The organism is Sphingomonas panaciterrae, assembly GCF_036890205.1.
GTDB lineage: Bacteria > Pseudomonadota > Alphaproteobacteria > Sphingomonadales > Sphingomonadaceae > Sphingomonas > Sphingomonas panaciterrae.
Genome location: NZ_JAKNQR010000021.1, coordinates 1 through 15,965 on the forward strand (window position 1 = coordinate 1; position 15,965 = coordinate 15,965).

The window sequence follows — 15,965 nt, forward strand, 5'->3', positions numbered from 1 at the left end:
CGCGGTCTGGCTTGGCGTATGGTTCGACACGCCGATCGCGCTGATCTTGCCCGCGACACGCGCATCGTCCAGCGCGCGCGCCACTTCCTGCGGATGCGCCAGCAGGTCCGGGCGGTGGATCTGATACAGGTCGATCTTCTCGCAGCCCAGCCGGCTCAGCGACGCGTCGATCGCCTCGGCCAGATAGGTCGCGCCCGAATCATACGGCACGCCCATGCGGATGCCGCCCTTGGACGCCAGCACCATCTTGTCGCGCAATGCCGGTGCCTCGGCGAAGACGCGCCCCAGCAGCGCCTCGGCGGCGCCGAAATCCTCGTCATTGTCCGGGCCATAGATGTCGGCGGTGTCGAACAGCGTCACGCCGGCGTCGAACGCCGCCTCGACCAGTGCGCGGGCGGCGGCGACGTCGGTGCCGCGGAAACGCCACATGCCCCAGGCGATGGTGCTGATGGTTAGGCCAGTGTCACCCAGGGCGACGGAGCGAGCGGGAGAAGGCAAATAAGACACCGTTGTCTTATACGTAGGATCCGGCTTACAGGGAAGCAGTCAAATGGAACGTCGCCGAATTCGGGGTCGCCACGCCAATCTCCATCTACTAGGGGGATAAAGCGATGGGGCCGCGGAATTCGCGGCGCATGACTGGTTTGGGGTAGGAGAGGGTAATGGTAAGTTTTTCAAACAAGGCGCTTTTACTTGCGGCCAGCGCAGCTTTCGCTGTCGCGGCGCAGGGTGCGTCGGCGCAGGCCATGTCGCCCGAGGGGCAGGCAGCCGCACCCGCAACCGCACAGGAAACGCCCCCGGCGCCCGGCGTCGCGGCCGAATCGGACGATGCCTCGGGCGTCTCGAACGGCGACATCGTTGTCACCGCGCAAAAGCGTAGCGAGCGTCTGCAGGACGTGCCGCTCGCCGTGTCGGTCGTCGGCGGTGAGGCGCTCGCCAACACCGGCTCGCCGGGTCTCGAGGGCGCGACCACGCTGGTCCCCGCGCTCAACATCCTGAAGTCGGGCACCACGCTCAACCAGTCGCTGTTCCTGCGCGGCGTCGGCACCACCACCTTCTCGATCGCGGGCGAACCGTCGGTCTCGGCCGTGGTCGATGGCGTCGTCCTCGCCCGCACCGGCGAAGCGTTCGGCGATCTCGTCGACGTGGAGCGGATGGAAGTGCTGCGCGGGCCGCAGGGCACTTTGTTCGGCAAGAACGCCTCGGCCGGCGTCATCAACATCGTCACCAAGCAGCCGACGCGCGACTTCGGCGGCTATCTTGAGGGCAGCTACTTCACCGGGGGTGACGAGGCGCGCATTCGCGGCGCGCTGAACGTGCCGATCACCGAAAACCTGCTGTCGCGCTTCACCGGCTTCTACAGCCGCTTCGACGGCAACATCCGCAACGACGCCTTCGACGGCCGCCGCGTCAACGGCTATGAGCATGTCGGCGGCCGCGTCCAGCTGAAGTGGATGCCGAGCGACGCGACCACCGTCGCCTTCATCGCCGATTATCGCAAGAACAACGACGATTGCTGCGCCGAGGTCATCGGCACCGGCGCACTGAACGCCGCTGGTCAGCCGATCACCAGCCCGATCTTCTCGATCCTGCCGACGCCGCAGGGCAATGAGACGCGCCGGATCAACCAGAATCTGATCACGCGCACCGAAGAGGAAAGCTACGGCGCCTCGCTGCAGATCGACACGGAACTGGGCAACCAGACGGTGACCAGCATCACCGCCTATCGCGAATATTCCAACACCGAGATCCGCGACGGTGACTTCCTCGCCGCGCCCTATGTCGGCTTCAACCAGCTGCACGATCTCGGGCCGCAGACGGGCGACACGTTCAGCCAGGAACTGCGCCTGACCTCGCCGTCGCAGCAGTTCATCTCCTATGTCGTGGGCGTCTATTATTCGCGCGCCGCGTCGGAGCGGACCTTCTCGCGCGCGGTGGTGAACTGCAACGCGGCGACCGTCCCGTCGACGCTGATCCCGTGCGGCGCGCCCGGCGCACCGGCGACGACCAACCCGTTCGGCGTCGCGAACTTCGGCTCGGTGTTCCAGAACATCGCCGCCTTCAGCCAGTTCACGGTCAACTTCACCGATCGTTTCCGCTTCATCGGCGGGCTGCGCTACACCGCCGACCAGCTCAACGTGTGGCATCGTCGCCAGACGACGCTGGCCGGCCCGGGCGTGAACCCGAATTTCGACCAGGGCGTGTTCGATCGCTACAACCAGCTGCTCGGCCAGGGCGTCGCCCCCGGCGCGGCGCAGACGCAGGCGGTGGCCGCCTCGAACGGCATTCCGTGGCGCGGCAAGACCACCAATGACAATTGGTCGGGCAAGGCATCGCTGCAGTTCGACGTGAGCCGCGATGTGGTGGCCTATGGCGGCTGGACGCGCGGCTACAAGGGCCCGGCGTTCAACGTGTTCTACAATCTGAACTCGAACGGCACGAACGTGATCGCGCCGGAAACGTCGGACAGCTATGAAATCGGCCTCAAGAACACGCTGTTCAACGGCGCGCTCACGCTGAACCTCGCGGCCTTCTACGCCAAGTACGACAATTTCCAGGCCAACAACCCGGATCTGGTCGCTGGCGTGGTGGTCACCCGCTTCACCAACGCGGGCGAAGTGTCGACCCGCGGCGTAGAGGCGGACATCGTCCTGCGCCCGATCGACGACCTGTCGATCTCGGGCGGCGTCGCCTACACCGATGCGCACGTCGATCGCTTCTTCCAGGCACCGGGCGCGCCGCCGACCGCGGTCATCGCACCGGGCACCTCGCTCGCCTTCGCGCCGAAGTGGAAGGGCTCGCTGGGCATCGACTATCGTGTGCGCACCGGCGGCGCGGTTGACGTGTTCCTGGGCGCACAGGGCAATTACCAGTCCGAGCAGCTCGCGCTGTTCTCGCCCGATCCCGTGCAGCGCAGCCTCGCGACGATCGACGGCTATGGCCTGGTCAATCTGTCGGCCGGCATCGGCGATCAGGACGATCGCTTCCGCCTGACCTTCCAGGTGCGCAACCTGTTCGACCAGAGCTTCGCGGCGGCGATCGCCAATGGCGGCCCGTCGGGCTCGTACCGCTACCAGATCCCGCGTGAGGCGGATCGCTATTATGGCGTGACCGGCCGGATCAACTTCTGATCCCGCACCTGACGATCGCCTGAAACGACGCGGCCCCGGAGCGATCCGGGGCCGTTTTCGTATCAGCCGCCGCCCGGCGGCGCGGACGATCCACGCAGCACCAGCTCATGCGGCAGCCGCCGCTGCTGCGCGGCACCCGCCGCCGGTGGCGACAGCAACAGGTCGGTTGCCGCATCGGCCAGCGCGCGTACCGGCTGGCGCACCGTGGTCAGCGCCGGCCATACCAGCCGGGCGGTCGGCCCGTCGTCGAACCCCGCGACGGTCAGCGTATCGGGCACGCGGATGCCGCGCCGGTGCGCCGCCGCCAGCACGCCCGCCGCCATGTCGTCGCTCGATGCGAATATCGCGGTCGGCGGCGCGTCCATCGACAGCAGCGCATCCGCCGCCGCCTCGCCCGATGCGAAATCGAACTGCCCCTGCCGGATCAGCGCCATGTCCAGCTCGACGCCGGCCGCGCCCAGCGCGCGGATATGCCCCGCCAGCCGCTGCCCCGACGCGGCATAGCTGCGGTCGCCGACGATGAAGCCGATCCGCCGGTGCCCCAGCGTCAGGAGGTGGCTGGTCATGTCGAACGCCGCGCCGTCATTGTCGATCGACGCGCTCGGCCCTTCCTCGACGCGCAGCCCCGGCTGCAACCGGGCAAAGGGGATGCCGCGCCGCTTCAGTTCGTCCAGCACGCGCTGGTCGTCGCAGGCCGGCGGCGCCAGCACCAGCCCGTCGGGGCTCGCCTGGTCGATCAGCGCGGTGATATCCTCCAGCAGCGTCGGCGACGCGCGGTCATAGGGCTGGGCGATCATGCGGATCTTGTCGCGCGCGCATCGCTCGCGCACCCCCAGCTGGATTTCGTAGATGTACCAGGGATTGGGATTGTCGCAGATCAGCGCAATCTGGTGCGATCGGTGCCCCGCCAGCGCGCGCGCCGCATGGCTCGGCTGGAACCCGGTCTCCGCCATCACCTCAAGGATGCGCGCCTTCTTCTCGGCGCTCACATATTGCTGGTCGTTGATGACCCGCGACACGGTCTTGATCGAAACGCCCGCCAACCGCGCGACATCACGAATGGTCGGGCGCGCGGTGTCGGTTGCTGTGCTCATCACCGCCCCTCATAGGACAGCCAAGCCGTTGGCCAATAGCCATAACGCGCCAGGCCCCCCGGCCCGCGATCATGCGCTCAACAGGCGCACCTTGGGCCGGTTGCCGATGTCCAGCGCCAGATAATCGGGGTCGAAGCCCGACAGGCTGACCAGACCGTCCCAGTCATGGATGTCGACACGCTTGCGGCAGATCGTCATCAGCTTCAATTCGCGCAGGCGGCGCAGCGATCGGTTGACGTGCACCGGCGTGATGCCGGTCGCATCGGCCAGCTGCTCCTGCGTCAGCGGCAGGTCGAACTGCAACCGGTACTCACGCTCCCCGCCGAAGCGCATCGCCATCTCGCACATCAGATGCCCCAGCCGCCCCACCGCATCACCGCGCCCGATGTTGAGCAGCCATTGCATCAGCGTCGCCGTGTCGACCGCGCAATGCCGCCAGAACGCCTCGGCGATGGCGGGGAATTGCGCCGCCGCGGCGCGCAGCGCGCGATGCGGCACGCGCAGGATCGTCGTCTCGGTCAACGCCAGCAGCGCGCCGACGCCGGTCGGCCGAACCACCGACAACAGGTCCGCCATGTCGCCGCTCAGGTGGATCCCGGTCAGCTGCCGTTGCCCGCTCGCCGTCTGGCCGAACCGCCCCACCAGCCCGGTGGCGACAAAACTCGCGTGGCTCGAAATCTCGCCCAGCCGGGTGACATTGCGCCGTGCACCGATGGTGATGGCATCGAACGGCAGCGCCAGAAGCGCGTCCTGCTCACCGGGGCTAAGGACCGATCTCAGCGCGAGTCGATCAATGAACGGCGCCAGCCCGTGCGCGCTCGCGATTACCATGGCAAAACTCCCGTTGAGCAAGCGGGAGCGCGTAATATCTCTCAGTCACTGCCGCCTGCAGACGATCGGGCAGTGATGCTTCACCATACACGAACAAACGCCCGCTGGCTTGAGGCACATCAAGCCAGCATGCACTTTGCCGCGATTTATCCTCCGCTCGGGATCAGCGGGCTGTTGCCGCCGGCGGCGTCTGCTGCCGGGCGACCAGATAATGGGTGATCGCCGGGATCTCGCCATCGCCGATCGGCGCGCGATAGGCGTCGCGCATCTTCTCGATGATCGCGGTCCATTGCTCGGGCTTCAGCCGCGGCTGGGTCAGCACCATGCTGGCCGAATGGCACGACAGACACCGCTGGTTGACGAGGTCGACGTTCGGCCCCGCCGGGAAGGTCGCGGCGTCATCGGGCAGTTCGACGCTGGTGGAGGTCAGCGTCACCCCGCCCGCGCTGATCCCGGCGTTTTCGGCAACCGCAGGCGGCGGCGCGGCGGGCGCCTTTGGCCCGCGGCTGCTGATCGCGATCAGCACCAACAGGCTCGCCCCGATCAGGACGACGACGATGGCGGCAAGCGATGGTGCGCGCATCACGTCAGCGCCACCGTCACCGGCTCAACGCAGTTGCGCATATAGCCGCCGGGGTTCCAGTTCGCCTCCATCGGCTGAGTCTCGCCGGCGGTGTTGGTGCAGCGCGCCATCACCTGCACGCGGCCCGGCCGTGGCACGCCGATCCGCGCGGTGAAGCGGCGGAAACCATAACGATCGTCCTCGCGGCCCAGCGCCGCGGGCTCCCACGTGCGCCCGCCGTTGCCCGAAATCTCGACTCGCGCGACGCCGCTGTCGCCGCCCATCGCGATCCCCTCCACCGGCAGCACCGGGTCATAACCATAGCTCGCGCCATCGGCGATGCTGGTGATCCAGGATCGCGGGTTCATCCGGTTGATCGGCACGGTCGGGAAATCCTTTGTCCCCGGCGCAACATGCGCGCGCGGCGTGTCGGGGATCTTGTACGCCTTGGCCATCCAGTACCGGTCGTCCGGCGCGGTCAGCACCTCGATCGTGTTCACCGTCTTCATCCAATAGGTCGAATACCAGCCGGGCACGACCAGCCGCACCGGGAAGCCATTCAGCAACGGCAGCTGCTCGCCGTTCATCGCGAACGCCAGCATCACCTCGCCGCCGCGCGCATGGTCGATCCCCAGCGCCTTCTCGAACGCCGGCGCCCCCTCGACCAGCGGCTTGTCCAGCGCGCCGACCCGTACCGCCACGGCGCCGCCGCGCACCCCGGCCAGGTCGAGCAGATGGCGCAGCGATACGCCCATCCACTTGGCATTGCCCATCGCGCCATGGCCCCATTGCGCGCCGGGCACGCGCGGTTCGAACAATCCGCGCGAATTGCCCGAACATTGGTTCACCGCCGTCAGTTCGATCCGCGGCATGCGCAACAATTGCGCAAGCGAGATCGACAGCGGCCGCCCGACATGCCCGCCGATCGAGATGCGATATTGGTCGACGTCGATGCTGGTCGGCATGTCGCTCCAATGCCAGCGCACGTAGAAGCGGTCGTTGGGCGTGAAGAGGTTGTGCTGGAACACCTCCATCGGCGTCTCCAGCAGCACCGGGCGGGCGCGCTGCAGGATCATCTCGCCCTTTTGCGGAAAGTCGCTGGTCAGCGGCCGCGCGGAATTGCCTCCCGGCAGCCGCAGGTCGACGTCGGCGCCCAGCGCGCGCGCGGCGATCAGCGCCGCGCCGCCGCTTATGCCTGCGGTCAGCAGCCTGCGCCGCGACACGCTGCGCGCTGCCTCGAAATCGAGCCGATCCACTACATCTTCTCCACGTCGACGATCGCCACATCGGCGGCATCGCATGCCCGGCCGAGTTCATCGTCTACCTCGTCGGTGACCAGATAGTCGATATCGCCAAGGTCCCCGATCCGCACCGGCGCCGGCCGCCCCAGCTTGGAGGAATCGAGCGACAGGATCACTTGCCGCGCCTGTGCGATGATCGTCTGCGACACGCGAACTTCGTCCACATCGAAATCCAGGAACGTGCCGTCGCGCTCGATCGCGGAGGCGCCGATCAGCGCATAATCGACGCGAAAGCTGCGGATGAAATCCATCGCCAGCGCGCCCACCACCGCGCGGTCGCCGGGCCGCACGCGCCCACCGGCGGCGATCACTTCGATGCCCGGGCTGCCGGCCAATATGTCGACCACGTTCAGGTTGTTGGTGATCACCATCAGGTCGCGCCGCCCGACCAGATGGCGCGCGATCGCCTCCGTCGTCGATCCGATGTTGATGAACAGGCTCGCGCCATCGGGGACCAGCGCGGCGGCGGCGGCGCCGATCGCGTCCTTCACGTCCGCCGCGACATGCCGCCGCTCGGCATAGCGCAGATTGTCGACGCCCGACGTCACCACCGCGCCGCCATGCACCCGCGCCAGCATGGATCGCCGCGCCAGCAAATTCAGGTCCTTGCGGATCGTCTGCGGCGTGACGCCCAATTGCTCGGCCAGCGCGTCGACGGCGACGCTGCCGGTATGCCGCGCCGTCTCCAGGATCGCGCGATGCCGCGCCGCCACCACGTTTGCGCCGGTCTGGCTCACACCGCGCTCATGCCGCGACGGGGACGACGCGGGCGAGATAGGCGTCCAGCGCCTCTGCCGTCCCGGCGGGCACATGCAGTCCCAGCTTGCTGCGGCGGAACAGCACATCCTCGCTGGTCCGCGCCCATTCGCGCGCCACCAGATAATCGACCTCCGCCTGATACAGGTCGCCGCCGAACGCCGTGCCCAGATCGCGCACGTTCTGCGCCGCGCCCAGCAGGTCATCGGTACGCGTGCCATAGGCGCGCGCCAGCCGCCGCAGCAGCTTGGGCGGCAGGGCAGGGCGGCTCGTCATCAGCCTGCTGAGGTACAGGTCGAAATCGGCATCGGCCATGTCGCCGCCCGGCAGCACCGCGCCTGCGGTCCACGCACCCGGCGCGTCCGGGAAGAAGCGCGCCAGCTCCTTCATCGCATGTTCCGCCAGCTTACGGTACGTCGTGATCTTGCCGCCAAAGATGCTCAGCATCGGCGCGCGGCCTTCGCCCGCATCCAGATCGAGCACATAGTCGCGCGTGACGGCGGAGGCGTTGGTCGATTTGTCGTCGTACAGCGGCCGGATGCCGGCATAGCTCCAGCGGATGTCCGCCTTGTCGACCGGCTGCGCGAAATAGCGGCCGATCGTCTCCAGCAGGTAATCGGTCTCGCCCGTGCTGATCTGCGCCTTGCCCGGCTTCTCGTTCCACACTTCGTCGGTCGTGCCGACCAGCGTGAAATCATTCTCGTACGGGATGGCAAAGACGATGCGGCGGTCGGGGTTCTGCAGCATGAAGGCATGCGCCCCCGGGTACAGCCGCGGCACCACGATATGGCTGCCCTTGACCAGCTTCACGCCGCGATCGGTCCGCGCATCGGGCACCCGGCCCAGCACATCGGCCACCCACGGCCCCGCGGCATTGACGATCACCCGCGCACGCACCTCTCGCGTGCCCCGCGCATCGGCGATCGTTGCCACCCAGCCATCGCCCTCGCGCCGTGCATCGATCAGCCGGGTGCGCGTCTCGATCACCGCGCCCCGCGCGGCGGCATCCATCGCGTTCAGCACGACCAGCCGGCTGTCCTCGACCCAGCAGTCGGAATAGATGAACGCCTTGCCCTCGCGCGGGCTCAGCCCGGCGCCGGCGGCGGACGTCGCCAGGTTCACCGTGCGCGTCCCAGGCAGCTTCTCGCGCCCGCCGAGGTGATCGTACATGAACAGCCCCAGCCGGACCATCCACGCGGGGCGCGGCGACTGGTTCTGCGGCAGCACGAATTCCAGCGGCCAGATGATGTGCGGCGCCATGTTCAACAATCGCTCGCGCTCGATCAGCGCCTCGCGCACCAGCCGGAACTCGCCATATTCCAGGTATCGCAGCCCGCCGTGGATCAGCTTGGTCGATGCCGACGACGTATGGCTCGCCAGATCGTCCTGCTCGACCAGCAGCACGGACAGCCCGCGCCCCGCCGCATCGCGCGCGATCCCCGCGCCATTGATGCCCCCGCCGACAATCAGCAGGTCCACCATCCGCTCCATCTCGCGCTCTTCGCTCATCGCGCCATCATACCGACCGGCGCGTTCAAATGAAAGCGTTGACGTTCGTATGAAACTTGCCAAGGTTCGTTTCAGGTTTCGTTTGGAGAGGTAGGATGGCGTCCCACATTCTTGTGATCGATCAGGGGACGACCTCGACGCGCAGCGTGCTGTTCGATGCCTCGGCCCGCCGGGTTGCGATCGCGCAGACCGAATTCCCGCAACATTATCCGCAGTTCGGCTGGGTCGAACATGATCCGGAGGATATCTGGCGCGACACGCTCGCCACCGCGCGCCAGGCGATCGAGGAAAGCGGCGTGCCGGCACGCAGCATCGCGGCGATCGGCATCACCAACCAGCGCGAAACCGCCGTGGTATGGGACCGCGCCACGGGTGAACCGATCCACCGCGCGATCGTGTGGCAGGATCGGCGCGGCGCGGATCGCTGCGCGACGCTTCGCAGCGACGGCGCGGAGGATCTCGTCCGTGCGCGTACCGGCCTCCTGATCGATCCCTATTTCTCCGCCACCAAGATCGCCTGGATCCTCGACAACGTCCCCGATGCCCGCGCGCGTGCCGAACGCGGCGAGCTCGCCTTCGGCACGATCGACAGCTTCCTCCTGTGGCGGCTCACCGGCGGCGCGGTGCATGCGACCGACATCACCAACGCCAGCCGCTCGATGCTGTTCGACATCCATCGCGGCTGCTGGGATGAGGAGCTTTGCCGGCTGATCGGGGTGCCGATGGCGATGCTGCCCGACGTGCACGACAATGCGCATGTCTATGGCACCACCGCGACCGATCTGTTCGGCGCGCCGATCCCGATCGCCGGCATGGCGGGGGACCAGCAATCGGCGCTGTTCGGCCAGGCCTGTTTCGATCGTGGCAGCGCCAAATCGACCTATGGCACCGGCTGCTTCATGCTGCTCAACACCGGGACGGAGGCGGTCAGCTCCCAGCATCGCCTCATCACCACCCCCGCCTATCGGCTCGACGGCGTCACCACCTATGCGCTCGAAGGATCGATCTTCGTCGCCGGCGCGGCGATCAAATGGCTGCGCGATGGCCTCGGCATCATCACCCATGCCAGCCAGACCAACGACATGGCGACCAAGGTACCCGACAGCCACGGCGTCTATATGGTCCCCGCCTTCGTCGGCCTCGGTGCGCCGCATTGGGATCCCGCCGCGCGCGGCTCGATCCACGGTCTGACGCTCGATAGCTCCGCCGCGCATCTCGCCCGCGCCGCGCTGGAGGCGGTGGCCTATCAGACGCTCGATCTGGCGGAGGCGATGGTCGCCGATGGCGGCAATCGGCCCGAACGGCTGCGTGTCGATGGCGGCATGGCGGCGAACGACTGGCTGTGCGGTTTCCTCGCCGACCTCACCGACATGGCGGTGGAGCGGCCCGCCGATCTCGAAACCACCGCGCGCGGCGCCGCCTTCCATGCCGGCCTCGCCAGCGGCCTGTGGTCCGGCCTCGATGAACTTGCCGCTTTGTGGTCGCCCGATCGCCTGTTCGAACCGTCGATGACGGCGGCGGCGCGCGCGCCCTTGGTGGCTGGCTGGCACGATGCCGTCGCCCGCACGCTCAGCGCCGGGCCGCGCCAATCCTGATCGCTACAGGCCTGATCGCTACAGCAGCAGGCGGAACACCGCGCCCCCGCCCGGCGCGTCATGCACCTCCAGCGTGCCGCCATGCGCCACCGCGATCTGCCGCGCGAGGTTCAGCCCCACGCCGGTCCCCTTCGCGCGCGTGGTGAAGAACGGCAGGAACACCTCCTGCCGCAGCTTCTCGGGCACGCCCGGGCCATTGTCCGCCACCTCGATCATGACCGGGTCGGCGGCGGCGATGGTCAGCGTGACGGCGGGATCGGCGCGATGCTCGCTCGCCGCCTGCGCTGCATTGCGCATCAGGTTCAGCAGCAGCTGCGACAATAAGGCGCGGTCGCCGTGGATCGTCATCGGCGTGCAGTCGACGGTGAACGCGACGCCGGGCCATTCGGCGCGGAACAGCCGGGCATGTTCCTCGGCGAACTCGGCCGCGGCGAAGGCATGGCGCACCACCGCCGGCTCGCGCGCCACGACGCGATAGCTGTCGATGAATTGCCCCAGCCCCTGCGTGCGCCTTGCCAGCGTCGTCGCCGCGTCGCGCGCGTCGGCGATCTGCGCCGCATCGACCCGCTCGTCCGCCAGCAACGACGCGGTGGTCTGCGCCAACGACATGACCGGGGTCAGCGAATTCAGGATCTCATGCGTCAGCACGCGGATGATGTCGGTCTGCGCCGCCATTTCCACCGCATCCAGCGTTTCCTGCACTGGCTGGATCACCACCGCGCGGGTGCGCTTGCCCAGCCGGTTCAGCGTCGCCTGCCGCACCAGCGTGCGCTTCGCCCGCCCGTCGAGGTTCAGGATCAGCATCTCCTCGCCCCCCGCCGCCTCATCCGCCAGCCGGTTGGCAAAGGTCGCGCCATACACCGCATAATCGGCCGGCCGGACGCCGCTGTGGCGGGTGAATAGCGCGCGCGCCGCCTTGTTGCCCGGCGCCACCCGCCCCTCGTCGATCGTCAGCAGCGCGACCGGCATGTCGTCGATCAGCGCCTCGAGATAGCGCAGCTCGGCATCGGTCTGCCCGCGTTGCTCGCGCAGCGCGCGGATCGTGTCGTTCAGCGCCGCGCCCAGCCGACCGAAGCCGGCACCGCCGGTCTCGGGAAAATGCGCCGCGAAATCGCCCAGCCGCACCGCCTCTAGGAACCGCGCCAGCTCGATATTGGTGCGCGACACGTGCCGCCACAGCGTCATCGCGGCGAGGATCGCGACGCCGATCATCACCACCCGGACCATCAGCAACGACGGCGTGCGAAACGCCCATACCACCGCGATCAGCGCCAGGATCAGCAGCGACATGCGAAAGATCAGGCCAAGCGTGAAGTGGCGGTCAAATCCCATGGCGGGCCGCTCGCATCGCGCTCACAGCCCGTGCTTCTCCATCCGCCGGTACAGCGCCGCGCGCGACAGGCCCAGTTCCGACGCGGCCAGCGTGATGTTGTAGCCGTGCTTGCGCAGCGCCTCCTCCACCAGCCGCCGCTCGACCCGGTCGAGGTTCAGGTCAGCGGCCACGCCGCCGCCGGCACCACCGCTCACCGGGGCCGGGACGGCCTGCGGGGCGGCCGCCTCCAGCCCGAAATCCTCCGGCTCCAGCACCGGATGCGCCGCCAGGATCGTCGCCCGCTCCACCGCATGGCGCAGTGCGCGGACATTGCCCGGCCATTCATGCGCGATCAGCGCCGCGCGCGCCGCCTGGCTCAGCTCGGGCCGCGGCCGGTCGTAGCGGGCGGCGTAATGCGCCAGGAAATGCTCGGCCAGCTCGATCACATCCTCCGGCCGCTCGTTGAGCGGCGGCAGCGTGATCTCCACCGTGTTCAGCCGGTACAGCAGGTCCTGCCGGAACACCCGCTCGTCCATCAGCCGCTCGCGCGGCATGTTGGTCGCCGCGATCACCCGGATGTTCACCTTGACCGGGCTGTTCGCCCCCACCGGCGTCACTTGCCGCTGCTCCAGCGCGGTCAGCAGCTTGGGTTGCAGGTGAAGCGGCAAATTGCCGATCTCGTCGAGGAACAGCGTCCCCCCGTCCGCCGCCTGGATCCGCCCCACGCGGTCGGCGCGGGCATCGGTGAACGCACCCTTCACATGGCCGAACAATTCGCTGTCGATCAATTCGGTCGCGATCGCGCCGAGGTCCACCGTCTGCAGCACCTGGCCGGCGCGCTGCGACCGGGCGTGAAGCGCGCGCGCGACCACTTCCTTGCCCGTCCCGTTCTGCCCCAGGATCAGCACGTCGGCGTCGGTCGGCGCGGCGCGCTCGATCAGCGACTGGACCCGCGCCATCGCCGGCGACTGGCCGAGCAGCGGCGAACCATTGCCCGGCGCGGCAATCGCCCTTGGCGCCCCCGCCGCGACACGCGACCGGCGAAGCGCCGCCGCGGTCCGCACCGTCGCCACCAGCCGATCGTTCGACCACGGCTTGGGGACGAAATCGGTCGCCCCGCGCTTCATCGCCGCCACCGCGACATGCACCCCGGCGTGCGCGGTGATCATCACCACCACCATTTCGGGGTCGATCCCGGTCAGCCGATCGAGCCACGCGAGCCCCTCGCTCGCATCGGTCGCACCGCGCGCAAAATTGGCGTCGAGCAGGATCACGTCGGGCGTCGCGCGCGTTATCTCGGGCAGCACCTCGTCGGGCGTGCGCGCGGTAATCACCTCATGGAACAACGGCCGCAACAGCAACCGCGCGGCGAGCAGGATGTCGTCGTCGTCATCGACAACAACACAGCGGTCAAATTCCGGGCCCATGATCGTCCGCTTTCGTAACGCAAGTGTTCGCGGCCGGACAATCAATTCCTGTGCCATCCCCCCCCGGCACGACAGTGATTGGTGACCGACATCACTTGGCACAGGCCGTGCAAAGCCGCCGGCATGACCAAAGCGCCCCTTTCCCGACTGCTGCTGCTCGCCGCCGCCATTGTCGCGTTTGGCGGCTGGGTGAAACGGCCCGCCGCCTCGGGCATCAGCGCCGATCCGACGCTGTCGGTGTCGCTCCACACGCCGCATCTCAGCCTGTCGGTTTCGCTGTGAGGCGTCCGCTTCTGAACACTATCGTCCGGAAGCGGACACGATGAGCGTCCTTCGCCTGCCGCAGGACCGCGTTGACGAGGCACGCCCCGCATCGGGCAGCGGCATGGACCGGGTGGTGCAGCGTCGCCGCCTGCCGCGCCCCGCGCTCATCGCCGCTGGCCTTGCCGTGCTGCTCGCCGCCGCTTTGCTCTTCTGGTGGTTCGCCCCGCGCGCCGGCAGCCAGTCGGTCGCCGCCAGCCGGCTCACCATCGCGACGGTGCAACGCGGCACCTTTGAGGATTACATTCCGCTGCGCACCCGCGTCACCCCGCTGGTGACGGTCTATATCGACGCGATCGAGGGCGGCCGGGTGGAAGAGGTACTGGTCGAGGACGGCACCATGCTGGCCAAGGGGCAGCCGATCGCCATCCTCTCCAACGCCGAGCTGCAACTGTCGACGCTCGCCCGCCAGACCGAGGTCGAGCAGCAGATCAACAACATGCGCGCGCAGGAATTGAGCCTCGCCCAGACCCGCGTTGCCAATGAACGCGCCGTGCTGGAGGCGGAACTGGCGCTCGAAAAGGCGCAGCGGCTTTACGATCGCGAGGCGCCGCTCGCCGCCAAGGGCTTCGTCGCCGGCCGCCAGTTCGCCGATACGACCGATCAGTTGCGCTTCGAGCGGCAACGGCTCGCGGTGGTGCGCCGCGGCCGCGCCACCGACGATCGGCTGCAGAACAGCCAGCTGTCGCAGCAGCGCGCCTCCACCGCCTCGCTCACCGCCGGGTTGCAGCTCGCCCGCGCCAATCTCGACGCGTTGAGGCTGCGCGCGCCGGTCGCGGGGCAATTGTCGGGCTTCTCGATCCAGGTCGGCCAGTCGATGCAGCGCGGCGAGCGGATCGGCCAGATCGATTCCCCGGGGCGCAACAAACTGCAGGCCGGCGTCGACGAATTCTTCCTCGGTCGCGTCGCGACAGGGCAGGTGGCGCGGATCGACGCCGGCGGGCGCAGCTACCGGGCACGTGTCACCCGCATCCTGCCGCAGGTGCAGAACGGCCAGTTTCAGGTCGAGCTGCAATTCCTCGGTGAGGAACCACAGGGGTTGCAGCGCGGCCAGACGGTGCAGGCGCGCCTGACGCTCAGCGATCCGTCGCCCGCTATCCTGGTGCCCTATGGTGCCTTCCTCAACGACACCGGCGGCGCGTGGGTCTTCGTCGCCGCGCCGGACGGGCGCTCGGCGGTGCGCCGCACGGTCCGCCTCGGCCGCCGCAATGCCGATCATGTCGAGGTGCTCGACGGCCTGTCGCCGGGCGAGCGTGTGATCATCTCCCCCTATACCGGGTTCGCCGACAAGGACGTGCTCGATCTTGCCCAAGGAAAGGACGTTTGATGCTCCGTATGCGCGACGTGATGCGATTGTACCGGACCGACAGCGTCGAGACGGTCGCGCTCGACGGGATCGACCTGGATATCGCCGATGGCGAATTCGTCGCGATCATGGGCCCGTCGGGCTGCGGCAAATCGACGCTGCTCAACGTCATCGGCCTGCTCGATAGCCCGACCAGCGGCTCCTATGTGTTCGACGGCACCGAAGTCGCCGGCCTGCCCGAGGCGAAGCTCGCCGACTTTCGAAAGGCCAACATCGGCTTCATCTTCCAGAGCTTCAATCTGGTCGATGAACTGACGGTGCGCGACAATATCGAACTCGCATTGCTCTACCACAATGTCTCCGCGAAGGAGCGGCGCGCGCGGGCGGAGGTGGTGATGGACCGCGTCGGCATCGCGCACCGCGCGCGCCATCGCCCCAGCCAATTGTCGGGCGGCCAGCAGCAGCGCGTCGCCGTCGCCCGCGCGCTGATCGCCGCGCCCAAGCTCATCCTCGCCGACGAGCCGACCGGCAACCTCGATACCAATCACGGGGAGGAGGTGATGCGCATGTTGCAGCAACTGAACGCCGAAGGGTCGACGATCGTCATGGTCACCCACTCGCCGGCGCATGCCGATTACGCCAGCCGCGTGGTCAACATGCTCGACGGCCGCGTCCTGCAGGAACGGCGCCGCGCGGCCTGACCGCCATCGCCTGACCCCCACCTCGATCGAAAGCGACCGCCGGCCATGTGGCGAAACTATCTCACCGTTGCGGTCAACGCCCTGGCGAAGAACCGCGCTTATTCGATCATCAACCTCCT

The 15,965-nt window shown here is 68.1% G+C and carries 14 protein-coding genes; 5 read left to right on the top strand and 9 right to left on the bottom strand.

The features are described from left to right. On the bottom strand, nucleotides 1–429 hold a 429-nt coding region (locus L8F96_RS18070; protein ID WP_334656957.1), incomplete at its 3' end, for an aldo/keto reductase. A 233-nt stretch (nucleotides 430–662) separates the two neighbouring features. Here L8F96_RS18070 and L8F96_RS18075 point away from each other — a divergent pair. Continuing rightward, the gene (locus L8F96_RS18075; protein ID WP_334656949.1) at nucleotides 663–3,131 is read left to right on the top strand and encodes a TonB-dependent receptor; all 2,469 of its coding nucleotides are present in this window, start codon (nucleotides 663–665) and stop codon (nucleotides 3,129–3,131) included. A gap of 62 nt (nucleotides 3,132–3,193) precedes the next feature. Here the strand turns inward: L8F96_RS18075 and L8F96_RS18080 are convergent, their stop codons facing one another. The 6 genes from L8F96_RS18080 to L8F96_RS18105 form a co-directional block, all read right to left on the bottom strand. After that, nucleotides 3,194–4,225, bottom strand: a complete 1,032-nt coding sequence (locus L8F96_RS18080; RefSeq protein ID WP_296217907.1) for a LacI family DNA-binding transcriptional regulator — start codon at nucleotides 4,223–4,225, stop codon at nucleotides 3,194–3,196. A 69-nt stretch (nucleotides 4,226–4,294) separates the two neighbouring features. Next, on the bottom strand, nucleotides 4,295–5,056 hold the full coding sequence (locus L8F96_RS18085) for a Crp/Fnr family transcriptional regulator (protein ID WP_168770649.1): 762 nt from the start codon (nucleotides 5,054–5,056) through the stop codon (nucleotides 4,295–4,297). A gap of 163 nt (nucleotides 5,057–5,219) precedes the next feature. Then, a complete protein-coding gene (locus tag L8F96_RS18090; RefSeq protein WP_334656950.1) occupies nucleotides 5,220–5,639 on the bottom strand; it encodes a hypothetical protein in 420 nt (139 codons plus the stop codon). After that, on the bottom strand, nucleotides 5,639–6,874 hold the full coding sequence (locus tag L8F96_RS18095) for a molybdopterin-dependent oxidoreductase (protein WP_334656951.1): 1,236 nt from the start codon (nucleotides 6,872–6,874) through the stop codon (nucleotides 5,639–5,641). The genes L8F96_RS18090 and L8F96_RS18095 overlap by 1 nt, the downstream gene beginning before the upstream one ends. After that, nucleotides 6,874–7,656 carry a DeoR/GlpR family DNA-binding transcription regulator gene (locus tag L8F96_RS18100; RefSeq protein WP_334656952.1) on the bottom strand — a complete coding sequence of 261 codons (783 nt, stop codon included), beginning with the start codon at nucleotides 7,654–7,656 and terminating at the stop codon, nucleotides 6,874–6,876. The genes L8F96_RS18095 and L8F96_RS18100 overlap by 1 nt, the downstream gene beginning before the upstream one ends. A 7-nt stretch (nucleotides 7,657–7,663) precedes the next feature. Further along, a complete protein-coding gene (locus tag L8F96_RS18105; protein ID WP_334656953.1) occupies nucleotides 7,664–9,184 on the bottom strand; it encodes a glycerol-3-phosphate dehydrogenase in 1,521 nt (506 codons plus the stop codon). A gap of 95 nt (nucleotides 9,185–9,279) precedes the next feature. Between L8F96_RS18105 and glpK the strand changes: the two genes are divergently transcribed. Next, complete coding sequence (glpK, locus tag L8F96_RS18110; protein WP_334656954.1) at nucleotides 9,280–10,779, top strand: glycerol kinase GlpK; 1,500 nt, start codon at nucleotides 9,280–9,282, stop codon at nucleotides 10,777–10,779. Nucleotides 10,780–10,797: 18 nt separating this feature from the next. Here glpK and L8F96_RS18115 read toward each other — a convergent pair whose 3' ends face one another. Both L8F96_RS18115 and L8F96_RS18120 read right to left on the bottom strand, forming a co-directional pair. Then, the gene (locus L8F96_RS18115; RefSeq protein WP_334656955.1) at nucleotides 10,798–12,111 is read right to left on the bottom strand and encodes a sensor histidine kinase; all 1,314 of its coding nucleotides are present in this window, start codon (nucleotides 12,109–12,111) and stop codon (nucleotides 10,798–10,800) included. 21 nt (nucleotides 12,112–12,132) lie between these two features. Next, complete coding sequence (locus L8F96_RS18120) at nucleotides 12,133–13,518, bottom strand: sigma-54-dependent transcriptional regulator (protein ID WP_334656956.1); 1,386 nt, start codon at nucleotides 13,516–13,518, stop codon at nucleotides 12,133–12,135. Between the two features lie 123 nt (nucleotides 13,519–13,641). Between L8F96_RS18120 and L8F96_RS18125 the strand changes: the two genes are divergently transcribed. The 3 genes from L8F96_RS18125 to L8F96_RS18135 are packed head-to-tail and all read left to right on the top strand — an operon-like array spanning nucleotide 13,642 to nucleotide 15,846. Then, nucleotides 13,642–13,800, top strand: coding sequence for a hypothetical protein (locus L8F96_RS18125; protein WP_156167190.1), 159 nt, complete (start codon nucleotides 13,642–13,644; stop codon nucleotides 13,798–13,800). A 40-nt stretch (nucleotides 13,801–13,840) separates the two neighbouring features. Then, on the top strand, nucleotides 13,841–15,166 hold the full coding sequence (locus L8F96_RS18130) for an efflux RND transporter periplasmic adaptor subunit (RefSeq protein WP_136450356.1): 1,326 nt from the start codon (nucleotides 13,841–13,843) through the stop codon (nucleotides 15,164–15,166). Next, nucleotides 15,166–15,846: an ABC transporter ATP-binding protein gene (locus L8F96_RS18135; protein WP_046408211.1), complete on the top strand. Its 681-nt coding sequence runs from the start codon at nucleotides 15,166–15,168 to the stop codon at nucleotides 15,844–15,846. Before L8F96_RS18130 ends, L8F96_RS18135 begins: the two co-directional genes overlap by 1 nt. Nucleotides 15,847–15,965: the final 119 nt, after the last annotated feature.

Bases quoted from the DNA above. Each gene is read 5' to 3' on its own strand.
- L8F96_RS18075 (WP_334656949.1), top strand. From the start codon at position 663: ATGGTAAGTTTTTCAAACAAGGCGCTTTTACTTGCGGCCAGCGCAGCT.
- L8F96_RS18080 (WP_296217907.1), bottom strand. From the start codon at position 4,225: ATGAGCACAGCAACCGACACCGCGCGCCCGACCATTCGTGATGTCGCG.
- L8F96_RS18085 (WP_168770649.1), bottom strand. From the start codon at position 5,056: ATGGTAATCGCGAGCGCGCACGGGCTGGCGCCGTTCATTGATCGACTC.
- L8F96_RS18090 (WP_334656950.1), bottom strand. From the start codon at position 5,639: ATGCGCGCACCATCGCTTGCCGCCATCGTCGTCGTCCTGATCGGGGCG.
- L8F96_RS18105 (WP_334656953.1), bottom strand. From the start codon at position 9,184: ATGAGCGAAGAGCGCGAGATGGAGCGGATGGTGGACCTGCTGATTGTC.
- glpK (WP_334656954.1), top strand. From the start codon at position 9,280: ATGGCGTCCCACATTCTTGTGATCGATCAGGGGACGACCTCGACGCGC.
- L8F96_RS18115 (WP_334656955.1), bottom strand. From the start codon at position 12,111: ATGGGATTTGACCGCCACTTCACGCTTGGCCTGATCTTTCGCATGTCG.
- L8F96_RS18120 (WP_334656956.1), bottom strand. From the start codon at position 13,518: ATGGGCCCGGAATTTGACCGCTGTGTTGTTGTCGATGACGACGACGAC.
- L8F96_RS18125 (WP_156167190.1), top strand. From the start codon at position 13,642: ATGACCAAAGCGCCCCTTTCCCGACTGCTGCTGCTCGCCGCCGCCATT.
- L8F96_RS18130 (WP_136450356.1), top strand. From the start codon at position 13,841: ATGAGCGTCCTTCGCCTGCCGCAGGACCGCGTTGACGAGGCACGCCCC.
- L8F96_RS18135 (WP_046408211.1), top strand. From the start codon at position 15,166: ATGCTCCGTATGCGCGACGTGATGCGATTGTACCGGACCGACAGCGTC.